Raw genomic sequence first — 20,153 nt, forward strand, 5'->3', positions numbered from 1 at the left:
TTACGACTTTAAGGTCTTCACGTCTTTGGTGTCAAATCCTTCCACATCAATGATGTATTGATTCGTAGTCAAAAAGTCAAATAAAGGCTTCGCTTCGGGCGATACTGGCATGTTTTGGGTCGTGATAATAGCGTGATCCTTACCTTGCAGATAAGGATAAGCATACAATTTTACATTTTTACTGAATAATCCCGATATGTACGCTAACAGTTCGTTAGTGTAATTCTCTTTTTGATAATTATCGGTATTAAATATATTTTTTAAGTTGGAGATGTTGGTCGCTATACCAATATTCTTCGGTTTGAATTGGTGTAAGAACTCTGCCAAGTAATTGCTCCGTGTAAAGTTTGATAGCAGGATGGTATTTCCGGTAGCACACAGCGCTTCGGCACGTTTTGCGAAGTATTCTAAGTCTTCATCAGATAAGTTTACTTCTTCATCCAATACGTTACTCATCAATACCTCAATGATCACGACCAGAGTTTCATCTGTGGCGTTCGTGTTTTTCTTAAATTGCTCGACAGCACTATTGAATAGATCAAAGTTAGGAAGTGATTTTTGGCGATATTTTGTACGTAGGATCATGATATCTTTTTTGTACAGAAAATCTTTGACTTGAGCAGCCTTTCCGTCCACGCGAAAGATTGCTGCTTTCGAGAACCCTTTGGCAATCAGATAGAGGTTGATCAAGCGCTCATTAACTTTCTCAAATACAGGTCCAGCAACTTTTACCAAGTCGATCTCTACCGATCCGGTGGGCAGGTTGTCTACTAAGGATTCGATTAAGGTCTGAATATCTTCGCGATAGTAATACGCGGCAAAAACTAAGTTTACGCCAATAATACCCAGCACTTTTTGCTGCAAAGTATTGTCGCTGTCTAACAGACGAATATGGATAATTACATCATTTGGTGGGCTGTCCACCTCGTGTTGAAAGCGAATACCAATCCATCCGTGCGGGTCATTGGTTTTGCTGAAGTTGAGGGTAGTAACGGTATTGGCAAAAGCAAAGAATAGACGTTTGTCGTATTTATCGCCATGTAAGCGCTCTTCCAGCAGCGCAAATTCGCGACTAATCATCTTAGTAAGACGAGTGCGGCTCACGTATCTACCAGACTCTTCTGCTCCATAAATGGCGTCGGAAAACGTCATGTCGTACGCAGACATGGTTTTTGCGATGGTGCCCGAAGCAGCGCCTGCTTCAAAGAAATTCCGGGCAACCTCTTGTCCGGCGCCGATTTCGGCAAATGTGCCGTAAAACTCGGGTGTTAGGTTTATTTTAAGTGCTTTTCGCCTCGTTTCGTATATTTCTCTACCCATGGCGGCAAAGTTATAAATTCTTACGCGCTTAATAGACTTAATTTTGTATCTAATCCACTACCTAAAACAGCCCTTCGTGGTGCAAAACGTAGAATAAGGCGGAGGTATGTAGCGCTTGTCCAATGCCATTCTCCAATAAGAGTTTTTTGGCTTCTTCAATGGATAGGATTACGACTTCGATATCTTCCGAATCATCCAGTTGTTGCTCAGCCACTTTGCGCCCGCCTTTCATCACGTACGTATACGTGAGATTTCCGCTGGTTGCTGGGTTGGCGTAAAGTTGACAAACTTCGGTAACTTCATCGAAAGCATATCCCGTTTCTTCCATCATTTCGCGCCGCGCCGCGAATTCGGGTTCTTCGCCATCCTCAACCACGCCGGCAGGAAGTTCTAAAAGAACTTTTTGTGCACCGTGGCGATATTGCCGCGCAAAGATGATTTGGTTGGCTTCAGTGAAGCCAACCATATTAACCCATTTGGGATATTCTAAAATATAATATTCGTCTTTAATGACACCATTGGGCAGTTGCACCTGGTCGACCCGCAATGTTGCCCAAGGGCGCTTTATGATGTATTCGGATTGTAGGATTTTCCAAGGTTCCGTCATGAATTTTTTTTGTTTAAAGCTGATATTAATTTTTGACAATATCTGCCATGATGCGGGTCACCTTTTCTTCCAGTTTCACCGCTATTTGATCGTATGCTTTGGTGTCTTCCAACGGTGTTTTCACCGAACAGTAGAATTTGATTTTGGGCTCCGTACCCGATGGGCGCGCTGAGATGACATCGCCATCAGCCGTGATAAACTGCAATACATCCGATTTAGGAAGATCGATGGCAGCCGTGCTGCCATCTGCTGGAGATGTAGCTACCGAAGCTTGGTAATCGCGAACTTCTTTTACCTCGATGCCGCCCAAGCTCGTTGGCAGGTTGGCACGTAGATCCGCCATCATTTGCTTAATCTCTTCTGCGCCGGCTTTTCCTTTTTTCGTTAAGGAAATCAATTTTTCTTGGTAACAGCCGTATGTTGTATAAAGTTCCGTTAAAACGTCAAACAAGGATTTGCCTCGGCTTTTGAAGTAAGCCGCCATTTCGGCTATGAATGCGCATGAGTTGATGGCATCCTTATCTCGTACTAGGTCGCCGACTAAGAAGCCATAGCTTTCTTCACCGCCGACAAGATATCTTTCTTGACCGTCCAGCTTTGTCATCACTTCACCAATAAATTTGAATCCGGTCAAGGTTTCTTCGGTTTTTACCGAGAAGCTAGATGCTATATCCGAGATTAAGTTGGTAGTAACAATCGTTTTTACTACGTAATCATTGCCGTGTAGTTCGCCTTTCTCTTTACGAGCAGATAACACATAGTACGTTAGTAAGCTTCCAATTTGATTTCCGTTTAGCAATTGAATTTCGCCTGCATGATTCTTGACTGCCAGCCCAACGCGATCCGCATCTGGATCTGTTGCCATCACTATGTCTGCATCCAGCGCTTTCCCTTGCTTCATGGCTATTGACATCGCTTCTTCTTCTTCGGGGTTGGGATACACGACGGTTGGAAAATCACCGTTTGGCTCTGCCTGCTCTGCCACGATGTGTACATTTTCGAAACCCCAAGCTGTTAAAATTTTGGGCACTAGCGTAATGCCTGTGCCGTGTATAGGCGAGAATACGATTTTTAAATCTTTCTGTGCAGCTACGATGTCTGGATTAATACTCAACGCTTTGTTAGCCTGAATATAAATCTCGTCAAAGTCTTCTTTCACGAGGTGAATATTTTCTGGCTTACGATCAAATTTAATATCGCGAACAGACTGAATCGCATTGACTTCCTCGATCACATTCTTATCGTGCGGAGCTACCAGTTGTCCGCCGTCGCTCCAATAAGCTTTGTAGCCATTGTATTCTTTTGGGTTGTGCGAAGCCGTCAGCATCACGCCGGATTGGCAACCAAAATGCCGAACAGCAAATGACAGCATTGGGGTAGGGCGTAGTTCTTCGAAGAGAAATACTTCGATATCATTGGCCGAAAACACATCGGCTACTAGGTGTCCTAATTTCTGGGAATTATTACGACTGTCATAAGATACCGCCACCTTTAGTGCTTGATCTGGAAATTGCTTTTTAAGATAATTCGCCAGACCTTGCGTCGCTTGGCCGAGCGTATATTTATTGACTCGGTTGGAGCCGACGCCCATGATGCCGCGAAGACCTCCGGTACCAAATTCTAACGCTTTGTAAAAGGAATCTACCAATTCGGTATCCTGATTGGTGTCGATCAACTGTTGTACAGCAGCTACAGTTTCAGAATCGTATTCTTCGGTTAACCAGCGATCTACCCGGGCTTGGGTAGCAAGATCGATTGTAGACATATATAAGTTTTGTTATCAATTATAAAAAGGCTAAATATAAAATTTTCAAGGCAGATTAACTACTTGCTGCAGCACTTAAGCGCCACAGTCAGCATATCCACGATCAAGAATCGTGACATACCACCTGTCACCAAACTGTTTTACATGAAAAATAAGGGGCGTAGGCGTGGTCAATACGACGCGATAGCTGTCTTTTTCGGCCAATTGAATTTGTTTACGATAATCTGTATCAAGCTGTACGTCATCGAATTCGTTCAAATTTGCGGCGATCGGATTTAATAAGTTTGTTGCCGTCGTCAGATCCACAAACAAGCCCATTTTGTTCCATTTTTCTGATGCACAATCGTACTTGGGAGCGACCTCATACTCAATTTGATAAGTATGATCTGCATTTGCATAAGGGTAGTAAGATGGCACAGGACGTTCAAAATCAATCTTTGAGACTTTTTCAAACCAATCCATGGCTCCTGGGCGATGGATAAACATTATGCCTGCCTCGGGGTGAATGTAACTATTTATTTTCTCGTTATCTCGCTCATTATATGCTTTAATAAATGCGGTAACGATGTCTGAGACAAAACGTCGATCGTCGTTTAGATTGGCGCTTGGGTTGCTCTGGTCAACAAAAACATTCGAATCCTGTATGGATTCTGAGTTTTCTTGCGTTTTAGTATTTGTGCACGATGCACCAAGGCAACAGGAAATGAGCAGGAAAAGAAAAAATTTATTTCGCATAGTTACTTATTGTTTTTCCGGATGGACTGCTCAATGGCATCCCACATATCTGAGGTAATGGCTTCCAATCCGTTGAATTGTCCTGCACCTTGTAGCCATTCACCGCCATCGATTGTGACGACTTCACCATTGATGTAACCCGCGAAATCTGATATCAAAAACGCGGCCAAATTTGCCAATTCCTGATGATCGCCGACACGTTTTAGAGGTACTCTTTTTTCAAAGCTGAAATCTTCGGCTAGATTGCCGGGAAGTAATCGTTCCCATGCACCTTTTGTTGGGAATGGTCCTGGCGCAATGGCATTATTGCGAATGCCATATTTGCCCCATTCTACTGCTAGTGATCTTGTCAAAGCCAGCACACCACCTTTGGCAACAGCGGATGGCACCACATAGCCCGATCCCGTAAATGCGTACGTTGTGACGATGTTTAAGATGTTAGCAGTTTGTTTCTTTTCGATCCATTTTTTGCCAAATGTAAGTGTACAATTGCTGGTGCCTTTCAATACAATGTCGATAATGGTCGAAAAGGCATTCGCCGAAAGGCGCTCCGTCGGAGAAATAAAGTTGCCAGCTGCGTTATTTAGCAATACATCAACACGTCCAAACTCGTCTTCGGCACGTTGCCACAAGTTTTCGACTTCTTCGATTTGGCGTATATCACAGGCGATAGGTAGTACCTTTCCACCGGTTTTGTTGGAGATTTCTTGAGCTGCTTCTTCGAGCACGGGAAGCTTTCGGCTTGAAATAACGATATTCGCCCCCAGTTCGGAGAAGTAAGTAGCCATGGCTTTTCCCAATCCACTTCCGCCACCTGTCACGACAATGGTTTTGCCTTGCAGAGCGTCGTCACGTAGTGCACCTTGTATATTCATATTATCTTTTTTTAAGATTATCAATGATTGTTTTTAACACGGCTCGCGTAGAGGCTTCCACCATTGCGCCAACATCTCTACTACGGTTTGTTCCTTATTCTCCTGCATGCTTTGCAGTACGCGCGTGCGCAGGTTAAGCTTAGTACGTTGCCACGCATTTTTTTCCAGCTGGGTGTACTTTTTGATATGACGAACGGCACTGCGTTGAATCTTATCGAGTGCGACGACTTCGTCTACTAATCCGACTCTAAGCGCTTCTTGTGGAGAAAGGAGTTTGCCTTCTAGCAAGAATCTGTAGGCTTGTGCTTCGCCAATCCAGAAGCTGTAAAGATCAAATATCCCGTGTGGCACAATGATACCAACAGGAACTTCATTTAAACCAATAATGTATTCGCCTTCTGCCATCACGCGCGCATCTGCTGCGATAGCAAGTACACAACCGCCGGCAGGACTATGGCCAGAAATAGCGGCCACCATTGGTTTAGGAAATGCCGTAAGCTGGTACAAAAGGTCTATAAACGCGTGCCAGAAAGATTCCATTTGCTGTGCATCGTATTCGTACAAGGTGATTAGGTCGAGCCCAGAAGTGAAAAAACCTTCATGCCCTGTAATTACTACTCCCTCTATTGCAGGATCTTTTTCGGCATCTTGGAAAGCTTGATGGATCTCCTGAATCATTTCGAGATGCATCGCATTACTCTTGCCACGATGTAGGATAATATGTAGGATGTGATCGTCTATATGGGTCTTCAAAAATTCACTCATGTTTATAATCTATTGGTGGTTATTGTTAATTAACAAGTTAGAGGATCGATTGATTGCAAGTATTTGGTTTTATTTGCCAACGTGCATATCCAATACTTTACGGCCAATTTTGCCATTCAAGCCAACCCCTTCCATAATGATGCGGTAGATACCCGGCTCATCACTAGTGTAAAACTCAAAGCTAGCTTTTCCATTCTCATCTGGCGTTAAAAAGGGCTCCCAATGTATCGTAGTTCTTAAGTCGTTTGTAAAAGTTCGATCTGATTCGACTTCGTACCGTGGGCGATAAAACTCCTTGGCAGATGAAATGCCCTTCGCAGTGAAAGATAAAATTCCTTTGGGCACATAATTCATTCGACCTTCTGAGCCAATTTTTGTGGTGATTACGATGAGTCCGTTGCCACCAAACGAACCATAAATGCTGGTATAATTTATATTGCGTAGAACTTCTATACTGGCAATATCCATCACTGGAATAGTTGACAGCATGTCAGGTTCTACGTACATCCCATCAAGAACGATCTGCATTGGGCTTCTGCTGCGGGTGTTGTAAGGAATGCCTCCTTGAAAATAAACGCCAAGCAATCGACCATTTAGTGCGATATCAATGGTGGCGTAATTCTGCAGTTCTTCCCAAGTAATGATCTGATCAGCATTGCCGGGGCCATTTAAATTCCGAGAATGCTCCGGAACTTTTTCGACTTTGCGAGAAACGACTACTTCGGCAATATCAATGGTGTTGGGCATTAATCCTTTTGATTCTAGCTCGCGAAAAAATTGTTTGGACGCCAACAATTCTTCTAAATACAGGGTGTTTAAATCATTTTGTGCACCGGCGGTAGTTTGTATTTCTGGTGTTTCAGGTACGTTCAAAGTGATATCAATATTATTCTTTCCTTTTTGATCTTTTGCAGATATCAGGAACTTGGCGCTATCTGGGAAGAGTAAATCGCTAAAACGAAAAAAACCTTCTTCAGAACTCAACGTATCGATAAAATCAGTGTAATTGTCGGTAGATATTAATTGTACCTCCGATAAGGGCGCAGGTGCTTTTCGTCCTAGCTTTTTGGTAAAGCCACTAATGGATAAACCTTCTTCGGCTTCAAAGGTTTTGGTCGTATCTAGGGATTGTGGTTCTACGGACCAGTCGAACTTTCGCCAACCCTGAGTAAGCAATAATTTGTCTAGGTCAGCCAGTTTTTCAGCTTGGTTTTCCGGAGAAAAATAATAGCCGGGGGATTCTATATATCCCTTTAAATCAGCCTCAAGCAATAATGAACTGTAAATATTGGTTTGTAGATCTGCAGTGTCTTTTAGGCGCGAAAGGTTGACGACCGATGCAGAAAGAGAAGCCAGTCGTGTGGTGTCTGTCTGTGCGCCAATTAGTGCATTTATAGTAACATTTTCGCGCAGCCCAATCTTGCTATTTGGTACACTTACTGCTATAGTCATACAATCATCTGGCTGCATTATGAAGATCGGCCGTTCGAACAATGGTTTAAAACTGGCGTCTAAGACCGAAACCGTGAGTACTCCAGAAGGCAGCATTTCTTTATCCGCACTAAAAACAAGGTTTTTGCGATTCATTTTCTGGCGGGAAGCATAATAAGTATTACCGAAGTGATGCAAAACAAGGTAGGCAGGTTCTTCGGACAGCAAATCTTCAGAAATGCTTATCTGAGCAAAAAGCTTAGTCGGATGTTGGTTATTTACCATAAAAGACATACCGCTGGATGAAATGACTGGAGTCGGTATCTGCTGCGGTTCTTCCCCATCTATATGTGCGCGAAACGTATAATTTTCATCTTCTAAAGGAAGAAAAGCCATAGTTCCCATTCCCAAGAGGTTTGTTTCGCCTACGCCAACAATCTCTTGTTTTGTATCCAAAATTTCGACCTTCGCCTGCACACCTAGGCCATCCGAACGGATAGCTTTTATGCCAATATTATTTATGATTCCAGCTAGAATCCGACCACCTTCGGGAAGCAGTTGTATATTGCTTTGCGGTTTTATTGAGGCTGTATGGATCACTTTAACGACGGGGCGTTCATCCAAGTTAGTATAGGATAGCTGTATATCTTTGTCTTTGTTTTTATCGGTGACCTTGATTAAAACGAGCCCCTGTTCGTCGGTACGCTCGCTGCCTTTTTGCAATGTTTTGTCACCATCAAGCACTTCGTAGCGCACGGTGGTTTTCGGAAGCGGATCACCGCTCAGTGTGTTTAATTGTACGCCGACAAAAGAATCTTTGCCGTCGGATCGTAACGAAGTGCGAGTCACGGTATTATCCGTTCTACCGTTGGTAATTTGTAACGTTTTTCGAAAAAAATCTGGCGAAAAGTTTCGCATCCAATTGGTGTAAGCTCGTAGGCGATACGTTCCCTCGATCAATGTATCGGCCAAAGTTAGACTGCCAGCTCCCAATCCAAGTCCTAATTGAACCCGCTGATCTGCGACAATACGATTTTTAGGATCGATTAGTTCAACATAATTAACTCCGCTTAGTATCGAAAGCATATTAGAGATGCCAATTGTATTATAGGTTTTATACCAAACGATTTCTCCGGCGGTATACTGTTGGCGATCGGTATGGATGTATATTTTCTCTTGCTGATTGCTGGCATAGTATTCTTTCGAAGCACTAATACGATCTTCTATGGTTTGCGCTTGAAGCGAACCGATCCACAAGATAGAAATGCATAAACACAATTTTTTGAGCATAATAATTGGGTTCTCGAGATAGCAAATTACACAATTGTCGTTGGCTATACAATTTTATGTTTCTCAAACAAGCGAAGCTGATTGAGAACTATTATCTGAAAGGATTTAGATACTATCTGCTAGATAAGTATATTTGCTAGATGAATATTTTAATCATTGGATCTGGCGGAAGAGAATCTGCCCTTGCCTATAAGATCTCCCAAAGCCCGAAGTTAAGTCAATTGTTTATCGCTCCCGGAAATGCCGGCACGACGCAGTATGGTCATAATGTGCCTTTAAAAGTCACTGATTTTGATGGCATCGCAGCATTTGCTTTAGAGCATGGGGTTGATATGATTATCGTAGGACCAGAAGAGCCATTGGTAAAAGGTATTCATGATTATTTTCTAGCCAGAGAAGATCTAAAAAATATTCCAGTTATTGGTCCGCAACAGCATGGCGCTCAATTAGAAGGATCAAAGGACTTTTCTAAGCAATTTATGGCGCGTCATCATATACCTACGGCAGCATCTCGCTCCTTCGATCGCAGTACCTTGGCCGACGGACTAACGTATTTGGAATATCAATCTCTTCCGATTGTGTTGAAAGCGGATGGTTTGGCGGCTGGTAAAGGCGTGTTGATTTGTGAGACATTGGAAGATGCCAAGGCCGAATTAACGGCCATGCTAGCGGATGCTAAATTTGGTGAAGCTAGTAGCACCGTCGTGATCGAAGAGTTTTTAACCGGGATAGAGTTGTCCGTCTTCGTATTGACCGATGGAGAAACTTACAAAGTACTGCCATCCGCTAAAGATTACAAAAGGATCGGCGAGGGCGATACTGGATTGAATACCGGTGGAATGGGATCTATTTCTCCAGTTCCTTTTGCAGACGAAGCGTTCCTTAGTAAAGTAGAAGAGCGTGTGATCAAACCGACAATCGACGGCTTGAAAAAAGATGGAATTCCGTATAAGGGTTTTATTTTCATAGGATTAATGAATACGGCTGGCGATCCTTATGTGATTGAGTACAACGTGCGGTTGGGAGATCCTGAAACGGAATCTGTATTGCCACGCATCGAATCGGATTTGCTAGATCTTTTTTCTGGGGTGGCCGAAGGCAATCTGGCAGAGCGTTCGTTTTCTGTTAGTCCTAAGACAGCCGTTACCGTAATGATGGTTTCTGGCGGATATCCAGGCAACTATGAATCCGGAAAGGTGATCACTAATATCGAAAATGTTAAAGAATCAATCGTCTTTCATGCCGGAACGACGGTTGATGAGGCAGGCCAAGTCGTGACAGCTGGCGGAAGGGTAATTGCTGTAACTACTTTGCAGGACGATTTATTTACAGCCTTGCAACAAGCAACAGCAGATGCAGGCCGAATCTTTTATGAAGGAAAATATTTCCGTACCGATATCGGATTTGATATTATTTAAATAAAATATTCTCACTATTAGCGAGTTACTTTTTTGGGTTGGTTTTTATTTTGGCAAATTCAATAAAGCCTTATATTTGCAACACCAAAAAGGAATGGCCCGTTCGTCTAGGGGTTAGGACGCCAGATTTTCATTCTGGAAACAGGGGTTCGATTCCCCTACGGGCTACCAACCGAAAGGTTAAAATCATACCAAAGCTTGCAAAATCATTTGCAAGCTTTTTTCGTTTACAGTCAAACACACGTAGTGGTATAGTAGCTGATCTAGAAATATGTATAAGCATATTTTGCACCGATGCGATCTATTGTAATCAAGAGGAAGGGTCGGCTTTGTATAGCGCAGTATCGGTATTCAATAACTCCGCGTAGCCAGACGTTATGCCGCGATATCTGTTCAAGTTAGATAGAATAGAGGAAGTTTTATTTTTAAATAATATCACGGTCGACTTGTTATATATGGCGCATAAAACTATCTTTGCAAGAAAATATTATTTGTTTTAAAGTAAACAATCATACTCTGCAACTGATATTAGCAAGTTTTGAGGAAAATCTTATCAATACTAACTCTGGTATGCCTTATGCTACCAACTATTTTGCGAGTAGTTTTACTTGTGGAGTTTGAGCTGAATAAAGATTTTATCGTTACAACGCAGTGCATAAACAAAGCAAAGCCGAAACTCCGATGTGATGGCCAATGTTTTCTAGCTAAGCAACTGGAAAAAACAGCAGAACCGGAAAATAAAAAGACGGAATCGACCAAATTTGAAAAATTAGAACAAGTCTTTTCCAATCCCCAAAATGATGAGCTAGATTACCCATTTCGATCATCATTTGTAGTTTATAAGCGATCAATTGAAGAATTAAAAAATCGTCATCAGTCTGGATTTCTTGATAATATATTTCGTCCACCACTACAGGTACTTGCTTAAACCACAATAGCTGTACTTTCTCGCCAACCATCTTGCTAATATTCACTAATTATGAAGAAGTAAACGGTTCGCGTATTCCATATTATCACTATTTTTTAATCCACATGATTCTTCGAAATATAATGGTGGCCATTATGTGCCTACTATCTATTCCTTTATTTGCCCAAAAAATTTCAGTAACCGGTAAAGTATTTGACAGAGATACTCATGAGCCTATCGCAGGAGCTCGTATTACACTATCAACCGGACAAGCACGAGCCACTCTATCCAACTTCGGTGGTGCATTTTCATTCGAAGATGTTTCCATATCCGACACGGTGATAGTAGATTTCATCGGTTATCTTACTTTGCGGCTGCCAGTGGCAAAAAATATTATAGTGGCTTTGCCCGCCGATCAACAACAATTACAGGCTATGGTCGTGACTGCTACTCGTGAGGCAGCGCTACGATCCCAAAGCCCAATAGCAATATCAAAGCTTTCCCCGAAATTAATTGACGAAACCAAAGCAACTCATGTGTATGAGCTTATTAATAAGACACCTGGTGTAATTATGCCGCCCTACACCAATGAAGAGCACGGCATGTCTATTCGCCAGCCAATGGGCGAGAGTGCGTATTACTTGTACATGGAAGACGGTATACCGATACGACCGCTGGGAATCTTTAATCACAATGCATTAATTGAAGTAAACCAATTTGCTATTCAAAGTATTGAGGTGGTAAAAGGACCAGTATCGTCTATTTATGGACCCGAAGCAGTTGGTGGAGCTATTAATTTTATGACGCAAAGACCAACAGCGATTCCTACAGCTACGATAGGTATACAAGCCGATCACTTAGGGCATCGGCGCATCCATTTTGGCGCGGGCGGGCGCGTGAACAAATTTGGCTTATACGTTGGCGGATTGGCTAGTAAACAACGCGATTCTTGGATGGAGCAAACGGATTATGACAAAGTTGTAATTAACGCAAGAGCCGAGTACGATTTTACGGACAAAACCCGATTAGTTGGTACATTTATGTATGGAGATTATTACTCACAAGCAGCAGGATATGTTGACAGTCTGCAATTCTACAGCCGTCAATATGTGAGTAATAATGACTTCTCCTACAGAAAATCTGAAGCAAGCCGCTCGCGGTTAACTTTAGAGCATGACTGGGCAGAAAATTCGAAGTCCTTTATCACGCTTTTTCAGCGAAATAATAAGTTGGAGCAAAACCCATTCTATCGTATTCGCTGGAATATCAATAACCCTACAGTCGCAACAGGCGAGATTAATTCTAATGATTTTGAAAGCTATGGCGTTGTTGCACAGCATAGCCAATCTTTCAACTTTATGCAGTCTAAACTGATCGCGGGCGGGGTGGTGGATTTTACGAAAAATGATTACTGGGCTTATGGAATTGACTTGGATGCTGTCTTGGACCCCACAGGGCAGTTTGTCGAGCAGTTTACCATAGCGCAAAAACGGCCAGATATTCAAATTGGCAATTATGAAGCTGATATTATCAATTATGCGAGCTATGTGCAGTACGATTTCGAACCGTTTGATAAGCTTCGTTTCTCCGTAGGCGGGCGATATGATGTAATGAGTTTAGATTATTCTAACAATATTGATGCGAGTGCTGGGGAGATTACTTATCGCCGATTTACACCCAAAATAGGTGTAACATACGACCTAGGAAATAATCGCGGATTGTACAGCAATTATGCGCAGGGCTTTTCACCTCCCGGCCTAACAGCCATTTTTCGTCCAAGACCAAATACGGATCCCGTAAGCTTTTATACTAATTTGGAGCCTGCTTACTTTCACAGTTATGAAGTAGGCGGTTGGGCAGCCATTATCCAGCAAAAAGTTTCCGTAGACCTGTCCCTATATCAGATGAATGGTAGAAATGAAATACTAAACATCCGATTGGAAGATAATACAAATGACTATCGATCTGCCGGAAAAACGCTGCACCGAGGTGTGGAGTTTGGGCTGAATGCACGGCCGAGCAATGAGTACTGGTTTCGCTTTGGCGGTACCGCGGCCTTACACCGTTTTGAAGATTTTCAGATCAGTGATAACCCCAGTGATCCTCTCCAAAACCTAGCAGGCTTCGAAATGCCTAGAGCACCAAGATGGTTATGGAATTCTGAATTCACTTACTATCCAAAATGGCTTTCACGTTTTCGTAGTGCGCTTGAATGGCAATATGTTTCTAGTTATTATCAAAACCAAGTTAACACCGTTACTTATGCGGGTTATCATTTATTGAACTTCAGGGCGGGCTATAGCTGGAAAGCGATAGAAGTGTATACCAACGTCATGAATCTCACAAATAAGCTGTACGCTCACTCGGCAACCAGAGGAAACAATCCTGCAGATCGTACGACTTACAATCCGGGGGCGCCGCGTATCGTAGTGATGGGCGTGCAATACAACTTCGTCGGGAAAAATAAATCTAATTAGTAGCGTGAGAAAAAGAAATCAACATATATATCCTTGGATCTTTAAATGGCATGTGATAGGAGGTATTGTGTCTGCGCCGATAGTCGTTATCTTGGCAATAAGTGGATTGATCTACTTGTTTAAAGAGGGATATGAAGCGCCAGAAAGACGACAACTGATGCAGGTCGATCAGACTTGGCGGCCGAAGATGAGTTATCAACAGCAGTGGGAATTTGTTCAGGAAAAATGGAGCAGAAACACCACCGCAATGGCTATTCCTCAAGGAACTGATAAGGCAACAGAATTTTCGTCCGGAATATTTTCCGATAAATCATTAATATTCCTAGATCCGTATTCCAAAAGAATAAATGGGACAATTAATATCTCCGAATCGGATATGAATCGAGTGCGCAAGTTGCATGGTGAACTTTTGTTGGGCGGATTTGGTACTAAGCTAGTCGAACTGGTTGCATGCTGGATGGTCGTACTCATCATTACCGGTCTTTTTCTATTCTGGCCCCGAGCAAGAGGTTGGAGAGCGATTTTTATGCTGCGTATCAGGCAGAGCAAACGTATTTTTTTTTCGCGATCTGCATAGCTTGCTTGGCTTTTGGTTCTCCTTGTTGTTATTACTTGTGCTAGCAGGAGCACTTCCCTGGACAGATGTTTTTGGTGCCAACTTTAAATGGTTGCAACAGAAGACAAACACAGGTTATCCAACAACATGGAGTGGAAAGAGCTTGGCAAGTACTCCGCGTGCGAGTACGATTACTTTAGACGAAGTTGTTTTGAAAGCGCAAGCATTAAATCTGGTTGGGAGAACGTTTATCGATTTGCCCCAAAAACCCACAAATGTATTCAGCATTTATAACGAAACTAATCAGTTAGCCGAAATTCGGCGTGTACATCTTGATTCTTATTCTGGAGAAATATTGATAAGTCACTCTTGGGAAGATATCGGTATAATGATGAAAGGAAGACTTTGGGTGATGGCCTTTCATCAAGGCGAATTTGGTTTGTGGAATTGGTACCTGATGATTTTCGTAGCGACTGGATTATTGATTTTGAGTTTATCTGCGATCATAGCATATACATACCGAAAGCAACCCGCTAAACTGAGCTTCGCCAGCTCATTTCAATCATTCGCTCCCAGTAGAGGATTGGTCCTAATTATCATCGGATTGGGCGTTTTATTTCCCCTTTTTGGTCTAAATGTTTTGCTCATTTATGCTATCGGCAAAATCGTCTCAATGCGTAATCGTCTCGCAAATGAGTAATGATTTGAAGGATAGTGTTTTGATTTCCAAATAAATTTTTCAGGACAAATAAAAATTTATTTGGAAATCAAAAATAAGATCATCACATTTGCAGTGTACTATTATACTAATACACTAAAACTGATCTTATGATTAACCTTAAAAATGTTTCCTATCATTATCGTAAAGGTGCTCCAATACTGGAAAATATCAGTACTCAACTGAGGCCAGGGCATATCTACGGATTGCTAGGATTAAACGGTGTTGGGAAAACGACTTTATTGAAAAACATCGGTGGCTTGCTATTTCCAAGAAGCGGAGTCATTGAAGTAGACAATTCACATCCTAGCCAAAGAGCGATAAGCTTTCTGTCCGACACTTATTTTGTGACAGACAATGCGGAATTGCCTGCTTGGAAAGTTCGTCAAATAGAGCAAGTTTATGGCGCATTGTATCCAAAGTTTGATTCGAACTACTTCGACACGTTGCTACAAACGTTTCAGATCGATGCAGAGAAAAATATTAAGAGCCTTTCCTTTGGTCAGGTAAAGAAAGTCAATATTGCTTTCGCCTTAGCGACGAATGCCAATTTAATCCTCATGGACGAGCCAACGAATGGGCTGGATATTCCTTCAAAGACACAGTTTCGCAAAATTTTAGCAAAATATGTGACAGAAGAGCGAATCCTGATTATATCAACGCATCAAATCCGAGATATTCATCATTTGATCGATCATTTGCTGGTGCTGAACCATAGTAAACTGATTTTGGATGAAAGCATTTATGCACTACAGGAACATTTCTATATGTCTAATAATCCTACCGATGTATCTAGCGCACTTTATACTGAGCAAAGTATGCATGGTACGTTGAGCTTGATGGAGAATCTTCAGAATGAACAGAGTCAATTTGACATTGAATTCTTCTTTAACGCCTTGTCTGCAGATCCTAATTTAGTAAACCGCATTAAACCATCTAAAACCACTGCCTAATATGAAAAACATAGATTATAAACGATTGAAGACGAGCTTTATCGAATATTGGTTGCTCAATAAGGGCAAACTCATGAGCATCCCCGTTGTGGTCGTGGTTTTATTCATTCTCAGCATGTTTTGGTATGGTACACCGCTCTTTGATCGCGTTTTTTTCGGAGCATATAGTGACAGCATTGGCTTTGCTGAAAGACTGGCAGACTATCAAGGAGGGCAAAATAAAGAGATTATACTATTCATCATTCCATTGTACTTGATATTGTGTACTGTTTCATATTTCAAGCTACTGACCAAAACAGTGTTTGGTACAATGACGCCTATAAGTCGTGGTGAGCGTATGCTGACTTTGTGGGCGGGAAATATTGTCATTATTTTCAGCATTCTAACGCTGTATTTTTTGACGGATTGGGCTTTCACGTCTATCATGAAATCCCTTTATCTTGCCGAGGTCACGGAATATAAAGACAGTGTTGGAGATCTATTTTTTAAATTTGGAGATCGCACCTACTTTGCCACTTCTCAGCGAGATATCTATGCTGTCGCCACTGTATTATCCCTCGGCTTTACTTGTGTGTATCAACTAGCCACTATATTTTTTCGAAAATATAGCATCCCACTGTTTGCATTGATGCTAATGGGCTTTTTTTATGTCATGTTTATGCTATTAAAAGGCTTGTTCAAAGATGTCAACTATCGATTTGATCAATCGGAAATTACGCCGAGTGCGATGATGATATTATTTGCACTTGTGGCGCTTGGCGTCGTCATAACAACGTACTTCAGACTAAGAGAGAGGGAGATTTATTGATATGCAATTTACTAATGAAAAGGCGATTTATCTCCAAATAGGGGAGTACGCGATGGATCGGATCCTGCTAGAGGAATGGCGTTCAGCGGAAAAAATCCCATCGGTACGCGAGTTGGCGGCAGATCTCGAAGTGAATCCCAATACCGTGATGCGGGCTTACGATCATTTGCAGCAGCAAGAGATTATCTACAATAAGCGTGGGATCGGATTTTTTGCCAGTGATAAGGCCAAAGCACACATTTTGAAAACGCGAAAACATCATTTTCTGAATGAAGAGCTCGCCATTGTATTTCGTACGATGGATTTGCTGGATATCAGTATTGACGAAGTCATCGATTATTATAACCACCGTTAAAGAAACTTAAAATGAAAACATCATACATCGTATTTGCAAGTACACTTGCACTGCTATTGCTAGTCGTGGGAATGCCACAACTACTTGGGCTAATTAAGTTGGATAAAAATGATAAGCCCATGGATTTTATGTCGGAATTCTGGGCCGAACACTTTAGCAAAGATAGAGGCAGTCATGATCTAGCAAACTTCCATCATATCCAATTGGAAGGAAAAGCAGAAAGTGTTACAATGGACGTCATTAAGAGTAAGACGGGAGTTGCGAAGGTGTGGGTGCCGTCGCAGAAAAACCTAAAATTTGAGGTCAAGAATGACACACTTTATGTAAAGTCTCTGAACAGGAAAAACTATAAATATATTTCACTAGAAGTAACGCAACCCCTGCAGCAAGTGTTATTCAAGGATGTAAATATCCACGCCTCGTTTGCAGAAGATCTGATGAATGATATGCACATACGTGTTGTAGAAGGGAGTGATTTTTCGCTAATGCCTATTAACCGTTTAGAGGGTGATACTGCCCTCAGAGTTGTTCCCAAAGTCCAAATATCCGTATCAGGAAAGTCTAGAGCGTTTCTAGCCAACTATCATATTGGCCAGATACGTGCTAATTTGCAGGAAGGATTACTTCGCTATTCGCATAACCTACACGTTGACACGATAAATGTAAAACTTGCAGGTAAGAGCGCCGTTTCTTCCACACAGGCTAATGAAGTGAATAAAGTAGGATTACTTCGCATTTCTGGCGACAAGGATTATTTTCGCCAAGACAATATCGGTCAAGATGTGCGACTCGAGATAAACAATTAGGGCGCTATGTATGGATTGATCTTGAAATTTGTGTACCAGATGGCCGCCTTAATTTGTACACTATTAGAAAAACTATAAAGGCTACAGGCAACAATAAATACCACACCTTTGCCAGGCTAAGGTGTGGTATTTTTGCATATTGCTCTGTAAAGATTTAACTATATAATCAAATAAAGTAGACATCACGCGATTGTTGGCTAAAGATTAAACTAGTATTTTTATTAACCCGGCATCCCACCTTAGGGAATAACTATAAAAGAAGGAAGTATGGAAAAATACAAAATACCTGCTCAGACACGCATTGGCCACGTTCACTTAAAGGTTTCAGACCTAAAGCGCGCACTCGATTTTTATCATGATTTATTAGGTTTCGAAATCACCATGACGTATGGTGATCAAGTTGCGTTCATTTCTGCCGGCGGCTATCACCATCATATCGGGTTGAATACGTGGCATAGCAAAGGTTATCCACCGGCATCTCCCAACGGAGTTGGTTTGTACCATACGGCGATTTTGTATCCTACGCGAAAGGATCTTGCGATGATTTTGAATCGGTTGAAAGATGCAAACTACCTATTAACTGGTGCTAGTGATCACGGAGTTTCCGAAGCCATATATTTGAACGATCCTGATGGTAACGGTGTGGAATTGTATTGGGATAAACCCAAAGAACTTTGGCCAACAAGAGCAGACGGCTCACTGGAAATGTATACCAGACCGCTTAATCTTGATGATGTAAGCAACGAAGTAAACAAGTGATTTGCCGACGTCAAAAATTGTAATATTTAGTAGATGCAGATACAACAAATAAAGCAATCCAACACACGGATTGCTTTATTTGTTTATTGTATATTCGGGTTTATCTTCTTTCGTGGTAGACACCCACTTCTGCAAGGGCGGCTTGCGTTCTGTTTTTTTCGATGGTCAAACGTATTTTGTTTCCGATAAGATCAGCAAATCTAAACACTTTGATTCGGCCTTGTACGGAGGGAGTGGCTTGTATCGCTAGCCATTTGCCATCTTTAAGGTATTCTATTTCATAACTGGCAGGGTAATCTTTACGCTCTGTAATGACTAGTGTGTTAAATGATTGAGAGCGATCAAAAGTGAGTTCGAACCATGGTTTGCCCGAATCGGCGGCATTGGAAACCCAAGCGCTGTTAAAGCTGTCATCATTCGCAAAATCCATGATGTTCATGTCGTCGCTCCAACTGCTATTGCTGACCGCTTTTTTGGCAATATTGCGTCCGGTAATAGGATATTCGTAGGCAGGCAACTCGTTGTAATTGGTCTTGTTCGAATAGTGCTTGCCAATTTCTGCTAAAGCGTCGAGGGCGTTTTGGTCGATTGTTCCCTCGGCATTTGGCGCTACATTTAGCATAAAATTACAATATGCTTGATTATAAGGAATTATGAATTCCTGCACTAGTTTCTTTGCATCTTTTACCGGGGTAGTAGGGAAATTTTGTTTCCAAAACCAGTTTTGTTGCAGTGGCAAACAGGCCATTGCAGGCAATTTGTTATGCTCTTTGGAGATAAATTGGCCAGCGCCCTGTTCATAAGATTTGATATCGGTATAAAAAAGTAAATCGCCCGGATACTTCGCCGAGTTAAGATCCATCACTAGGCAATCAGGTTGTATTGCCTTTACTAAATAATAGATATCATCAAATGGGATTTCGTCGTACGAGATTCGTGACCATGGGGCATCCCATCCATCAATAACTAATGCATCTATCTTACCATATTGCGTAAGGAGCTCGGTGATTTGTGCTTTGATTAACTCGATATGTTCCCCTGTAACTTGATTCGGGCGAATGCCCTGATGCATATCCAAAATAGAATAATACAGCATCACGCTTAGATTCTGCTCCCTAAAGGCATCTACAAACTCTTGGACAACATCTTTGCCTAGTAGAGTTTTCATCACGTTATAATCCGTAGTTTTAGTATTCCAGATCGGAAATCCGCTATGATGCTTTGTCGTTAGGCATCCATATGTCATGTTTGCAGATTTAGCGGCTTTAGCCCACATTTCTGCATTAAGCTTTGGCGAATCGAACAAGGATAAAGCAGCATGGGGATCTGACCAATCCTGATCCATAAAAGTGGGCATACCGTAGTGGATGAACATCCCGAACCCAAGGTTGACAAAATCCAATTGGTTTTGCGCAATTGAGTTTCTAGAGTCGACGTTTGCCCGTACAATTGCGTTGATATCAATAGTGTGAAGAGGAATGCTAGGCGTGTAATAGTATAAGATTTGATCATAATCGATTTGATTTTAGTACATCAAAATTAGGCGAATAACATAGTACTGTAACTTAATAAAAGCCTAAATAAAGCCTAATAAAAGCTTAATACTCG

18 protein-coding genes and 1 tRNA gene are annotated in these 20,153 nt (G+C 41.9%); 11 read left to right on the forward strand and 8 right to left on the reverse strand.

The features are described 5' to 3' along the window. From A0125_RS11820 to A0125_RS11850, 7 genes are all read right to left on the reverse strand, one after another. Nucleotides 1-1,320, reverse strand: coding sequence for a nicotinamide mononucleotide adenylyltransferase (locus A0125_RS11820; protein WP_066756347.1), 1,320 nt, complete (start codon nucleotides 1,318-1,320; stop codon nucleotides 1-3). A 61-nt stretch (nucleotides 1,321-1,381) separates the two neighbouring features. Further along, entirely contained in the window at nucleotides 1,382-1,927 is a 546-nt protein-coding gene (locus tag A0125_RS11825) for an NUDIX hydrolase (RefSeq protein WP_066756350.1), read from the reverse strand. Nucleotides 1,928-1,952: 25 nt separating this feature from the next. After that, nucleotides 1,953-3,692 carry a phospho-sugar mutase gene (locus tag A0125_RS11830; protein ID WP_066756353.1) on the reverse strand — a complete coding sequence of 580 codons (1,740 nt, stop codon included), beginning with the start codon at nucleotides 3,690-3,692 and terminating at the stop codon, nucleotides 1,953-1,955. A 75-nt stretch (nucleotides 3,693-3,767) separates the two neighbouring features. Further along, nucleotides 3,768-4,427, reverse strand: coding sequence for a hypothetical protein (locus A0125_RS11835; RefSeq protein ID WP_066756357.1), 660 nt, complete (start codon nucleotides 4,425-4,427; stop codon nucleotides 3,768-3,770). A gap of 2 nt (nucleotides 4,428-4,429) precedes the next feature. Then, nucleotides 4,430-5,302 carry an SDR family oxidoreductase gene (locus A0125_RS11840; protein WP_066756359.1) on the reverse strand — a complete coding sequence of 291 codons (873 nt, stop codon included), beginning with the start codon at nucleotides 5,300-5,302 and terminating at the stop codon, nucleotides 4,430-4,432. Nucleotides 5,303-5,335: 33 nt separating this feature from the next. Then, complete coding sequence (locus A0125_RS11845; protein WP_317038815.1) at nucleotides 5,336-6,067, reverse strand: enoyl-CoA hydratase/isomerase family protein; 732 nt, start codon at nucleotides 6,065-6,067, stop codon at nucleotides 5,336-5,338. A 69-nt stretch (nucleotides 6,068-6,136) separates the two neighbouring features. Then, nucleotides 6,137-8,788 (reverse strand): hypothetical protein, encoded by a 2,652-nt coding sequence (locus A0125_RS11850; protein WP_066756361.1) that lies wholly within the window; start codon nucleotides 8,786-8,788, stop codon nucleotides 6,137-6,139. Between the two features lie 140 nt (nucleotides 8,789-8,928). Between A0125_RS11850 and purD the strand changes: the two genes are divergently transcribed. The 11 genes from purD to A0125_RS11905 all read left to right on the forward strand — a co-directional run bounded on the left by purD (nucleotide 8,929) and on the right by A0125_RS11905 (nucleotide 18,545). Further along, complete coding sequence (gene purD, locus A0125_RS11855) at nucleotides 8,929-10,206, forward strand: phosphoribosylamine--glycine ligase (protein WP_066756364.1); 1,278 nt, start codon at nucleotides 8,929-8,931, stop codon at nucleotides 10,204-10,206. 96 nt (nucleotides 10,207-10,302) lie between these two features. Continuing rightward, nucleotides 10,303-10,377 (forward strand) — tRNA-Glu (locus A0125_RS11860). A 406-nt stretch (nucleotides 10,378-10,783) separates the two neighbouring features. Then, on the forward strand, nucleotides 10,784-11,134 hold the full coding sequence (locus A0125_RS15615; protein ID WP_156472529.1) for a hypothetical protein: 351 nt from the start codon (nucleotides 10,784-10,786) through the stop codon (nucleotides 11,132-11,134). Nucleotides 11,135-11,238: 104 nt separating this feature from the next. Continuing rightward, the gene (locus A0125_RS11870) at nucleotides 11,239-13,590 is read left to right on the forward strand and encodes a TonB-dependent receptor (protein ID WP_066756571.1); all 2,352 of its coding nucleotides are present in this window, start codon (nucleotides 11,239-11,241) and stop codon (nucleotides 13,588-13,590) included. Between the two features lie 4 nt (nucleotides 13,591-13,594). Continuing rightward, nucleotides 13,595-14,167 (forward strand): PepSY-associated TM helix domain-containing protein, encoded by a 573-nt coding sequence (locus A0125_RS16420; RefSeq protein WP_066756368.1) that lies wholly within the window; start codon nucleotides 13,595-13,597, stop codon nucleotides 14,165-14,167. Between the two features lies 1 nt (nucleotide 14,168). Next, the gene (locus tag A0125_RS16425) at nucleotides 14,169-14,846 is read left to right on the forward strand and encodes a PepSY domain-containing protein (RefSeq protein WP_066756370.1); all 678 of its coding nucleotides are present in this window, start codon (nucleotides 14,169-14,171) and stop codon (nucleotides 14,844-14,846) included. A 128-nt stretch (nucleotides 14,847-14,974) separates the two neighbouring features. Further along, nucleotides 14,975-15,817, forward strand: coding sequence for an ABC transporter ATP-binding protein (locus A0125_RS11885; RefSeq protein WP_066756373.1), 843 nt, complete (start codon nucleotides 14,975-14,977; stop codon nucleotides 15,815-15,817). 1 nt (nucleotide 15,818) lies between these two features. Further along, nucleotides 15,819-16,625, forward strand: a complete 807-nt coding sequence (locus A0125_RS11890) for a hypothetical protein (RefSeq protein WP_066756375.1) — start codon at nucleotides 15,819-15,821, stop codon at nucleotides 16,623-16,625. 1 nt (nucleotide 16,626) lies between these two features. After that, nucleotides 16,627-16,980, forward strand: coding sequence for a GntR family transcriptional regulator (locus tag A0125_RS11895; RefSeq protein WP_066756377.1), 354 nt, complete (start codon nucleotides 16,627-16,629; stop codon nucleotides 16,978-16,980). A gap of 11 nt (nucleotides 16,981-16,991) precedes the next feature. After that, nucleotides 16,992-17,786 carry a hypothetical protein gene (locus A0125_RS11900; RefSeq protein WP_156472530.1) on the forward strand — a complete coding sequence of 265 codons (795 nt, stop codon included), beginning with the start codon at nucleotides 16,992-16,994 and terminating at the stop codon, nucleotides 17,784-17,786. A gap of 267 nt (nucleotides 17,787-18,053) precedes the next feature. Continuing rightward, nucleotides 18,054-18,545, forward strand: a complete 492-nt coding sequence (locus tag A0125_RS11905) for a VOC family protein (protein ID WP_066756380.1) — start codon at nucleotides 18,054-18,056, stop codon at nucleotides 18,543-18,545. Between the two features lie 100 nt (nucleotides 18,546-18,645). Here the strand turns inward: A0125_RS11905 and A0125_RS11910 are convergent, their stop codons facing one another. Then, nucleotides 18,646-19,947: an alpha-L-fucosidase gene (locus A0125_RS11910; protein ID WP_197464865.1), complete on the reverse strand. Its 1,302-nt coding sequence runs from the start codon at nucleotides 19,945-19,947 to the stop codon at nucleotides 18,646-18,648. Nucleotides 19,948-20,153 lie beyond the last annotated feature (206 nt).

The sequence above is a fragment of the Sphingobacterium populi genome (assembly GCF_001586775.1).
GTDB classification, from domain to species: Bacteria; Bacteroidota; Bacteroidia; order Sphingobacteriales; family Sphingobacteriaceae; genus Sphingobacterium; species Sphingobacterium populi.

Bases quoted from the DNA above. Each gene is read 5' to 3' on its own strand.
- A0125_RS11820 (WP_066756347.1), bottom strand. From the start codon at position 1,320: ATGGGTAGAGAAATATACGAAACGAGGCGAAAAGCACTTAAAATAAAC.
- A0125_RS11825 (WP_066756350.1), bottom strand. From the start codon at position 1,927: ATGACGGAACCTTGGAAAATCCTACAATCCGAATACATCATAAAGCGC.
- A0125_RS11830 (WP_066756353.1), bottom strand. From the start codon at position 3,692: ATGTCTACAATCGATCTTGCTACCCAAGCCCGGGTAGATCGCTGGTTA.
- A0125_RS11835 (WP_066756357.1), bottom strand. From the start codon at position 4,427: ATGCGAAATAAATTTTTTCTTTTCCTGCTCATTTCCTGTTGCCTTGGT.
- A0125_RS11840 (WP_066756359.1), bottom strand. From the start codon at position 5,302: ATGAATATACAAGGTGCACTACGTGACGACGCTCTGCAAGGCAAAACC.
- A0125_RS11845 (WP_317038815.1), bottom strand. From the start codon at position 6,067: ATGAGTGAATTTTTGAAGACCCATATAGACGATCACATCCTACATATT.
- A0125_RS11850 (WP_066756361.1), bottom strand. From the start codon at position 8,788: ATGCTCAAAAAATTGTGTTTATGCATTTCTATCTTGTGGATCGGTTCG.
- purD (WP_066756364.1), top strand. From the start codon at position 8,929: ATGAATATTTTAATCATTGGATCTGGCGGAAGAGAATCTGCCCTTGCC.
- A0125_RS15615 (WP_156472529.1), top strand. From the start codon at position 10,784: ATGCTACCAACTATTTTGCGAGTAGTTTTACTTGTGGAGTTTGAGCTG.
- A0125_RS11870 (WP_066756571.1), top strand. From the start codon at position 11,239: ATGATTCTTCGAAATATAATGGTGGCCATTATGTGCCTACTATCTATT.
- A0125_RS11885 (WP_066756373.1), top strand. From the start codon at position 14,975: ATGATTAACCTTAAAAATGTTTCCTATCATTATCGTAAAGGTGCTCCA.
- A0125_RS11890 (WP_066756375.1), top strand. From the start codon at position 15,819: ATGAAAAACATAGATTATAAACGATTGAAGACGAGCTTTATCGAATAT.
- A0125_RS11895 (WP_066756377.1), top strand. From the start codon at position 16,627: ATGCAATTTACTAATGAAAAGGCGATTTATCTCCAAATAGGGGAGTAC.
- A0125_RS11900 (WP_156472530.1), top strand. From the start codon at position 16,992: ATGAAAACATCATACATCGTATTTGCAAGTACACTTGCACTGCTATTG.
- A0125_RS11905 (WP_066756380.1), top strand. From the start codon at position 18,054: ATGGAAAAATACAAAATACCTGCTCAGACACGCATTGGCCACGTTCAC.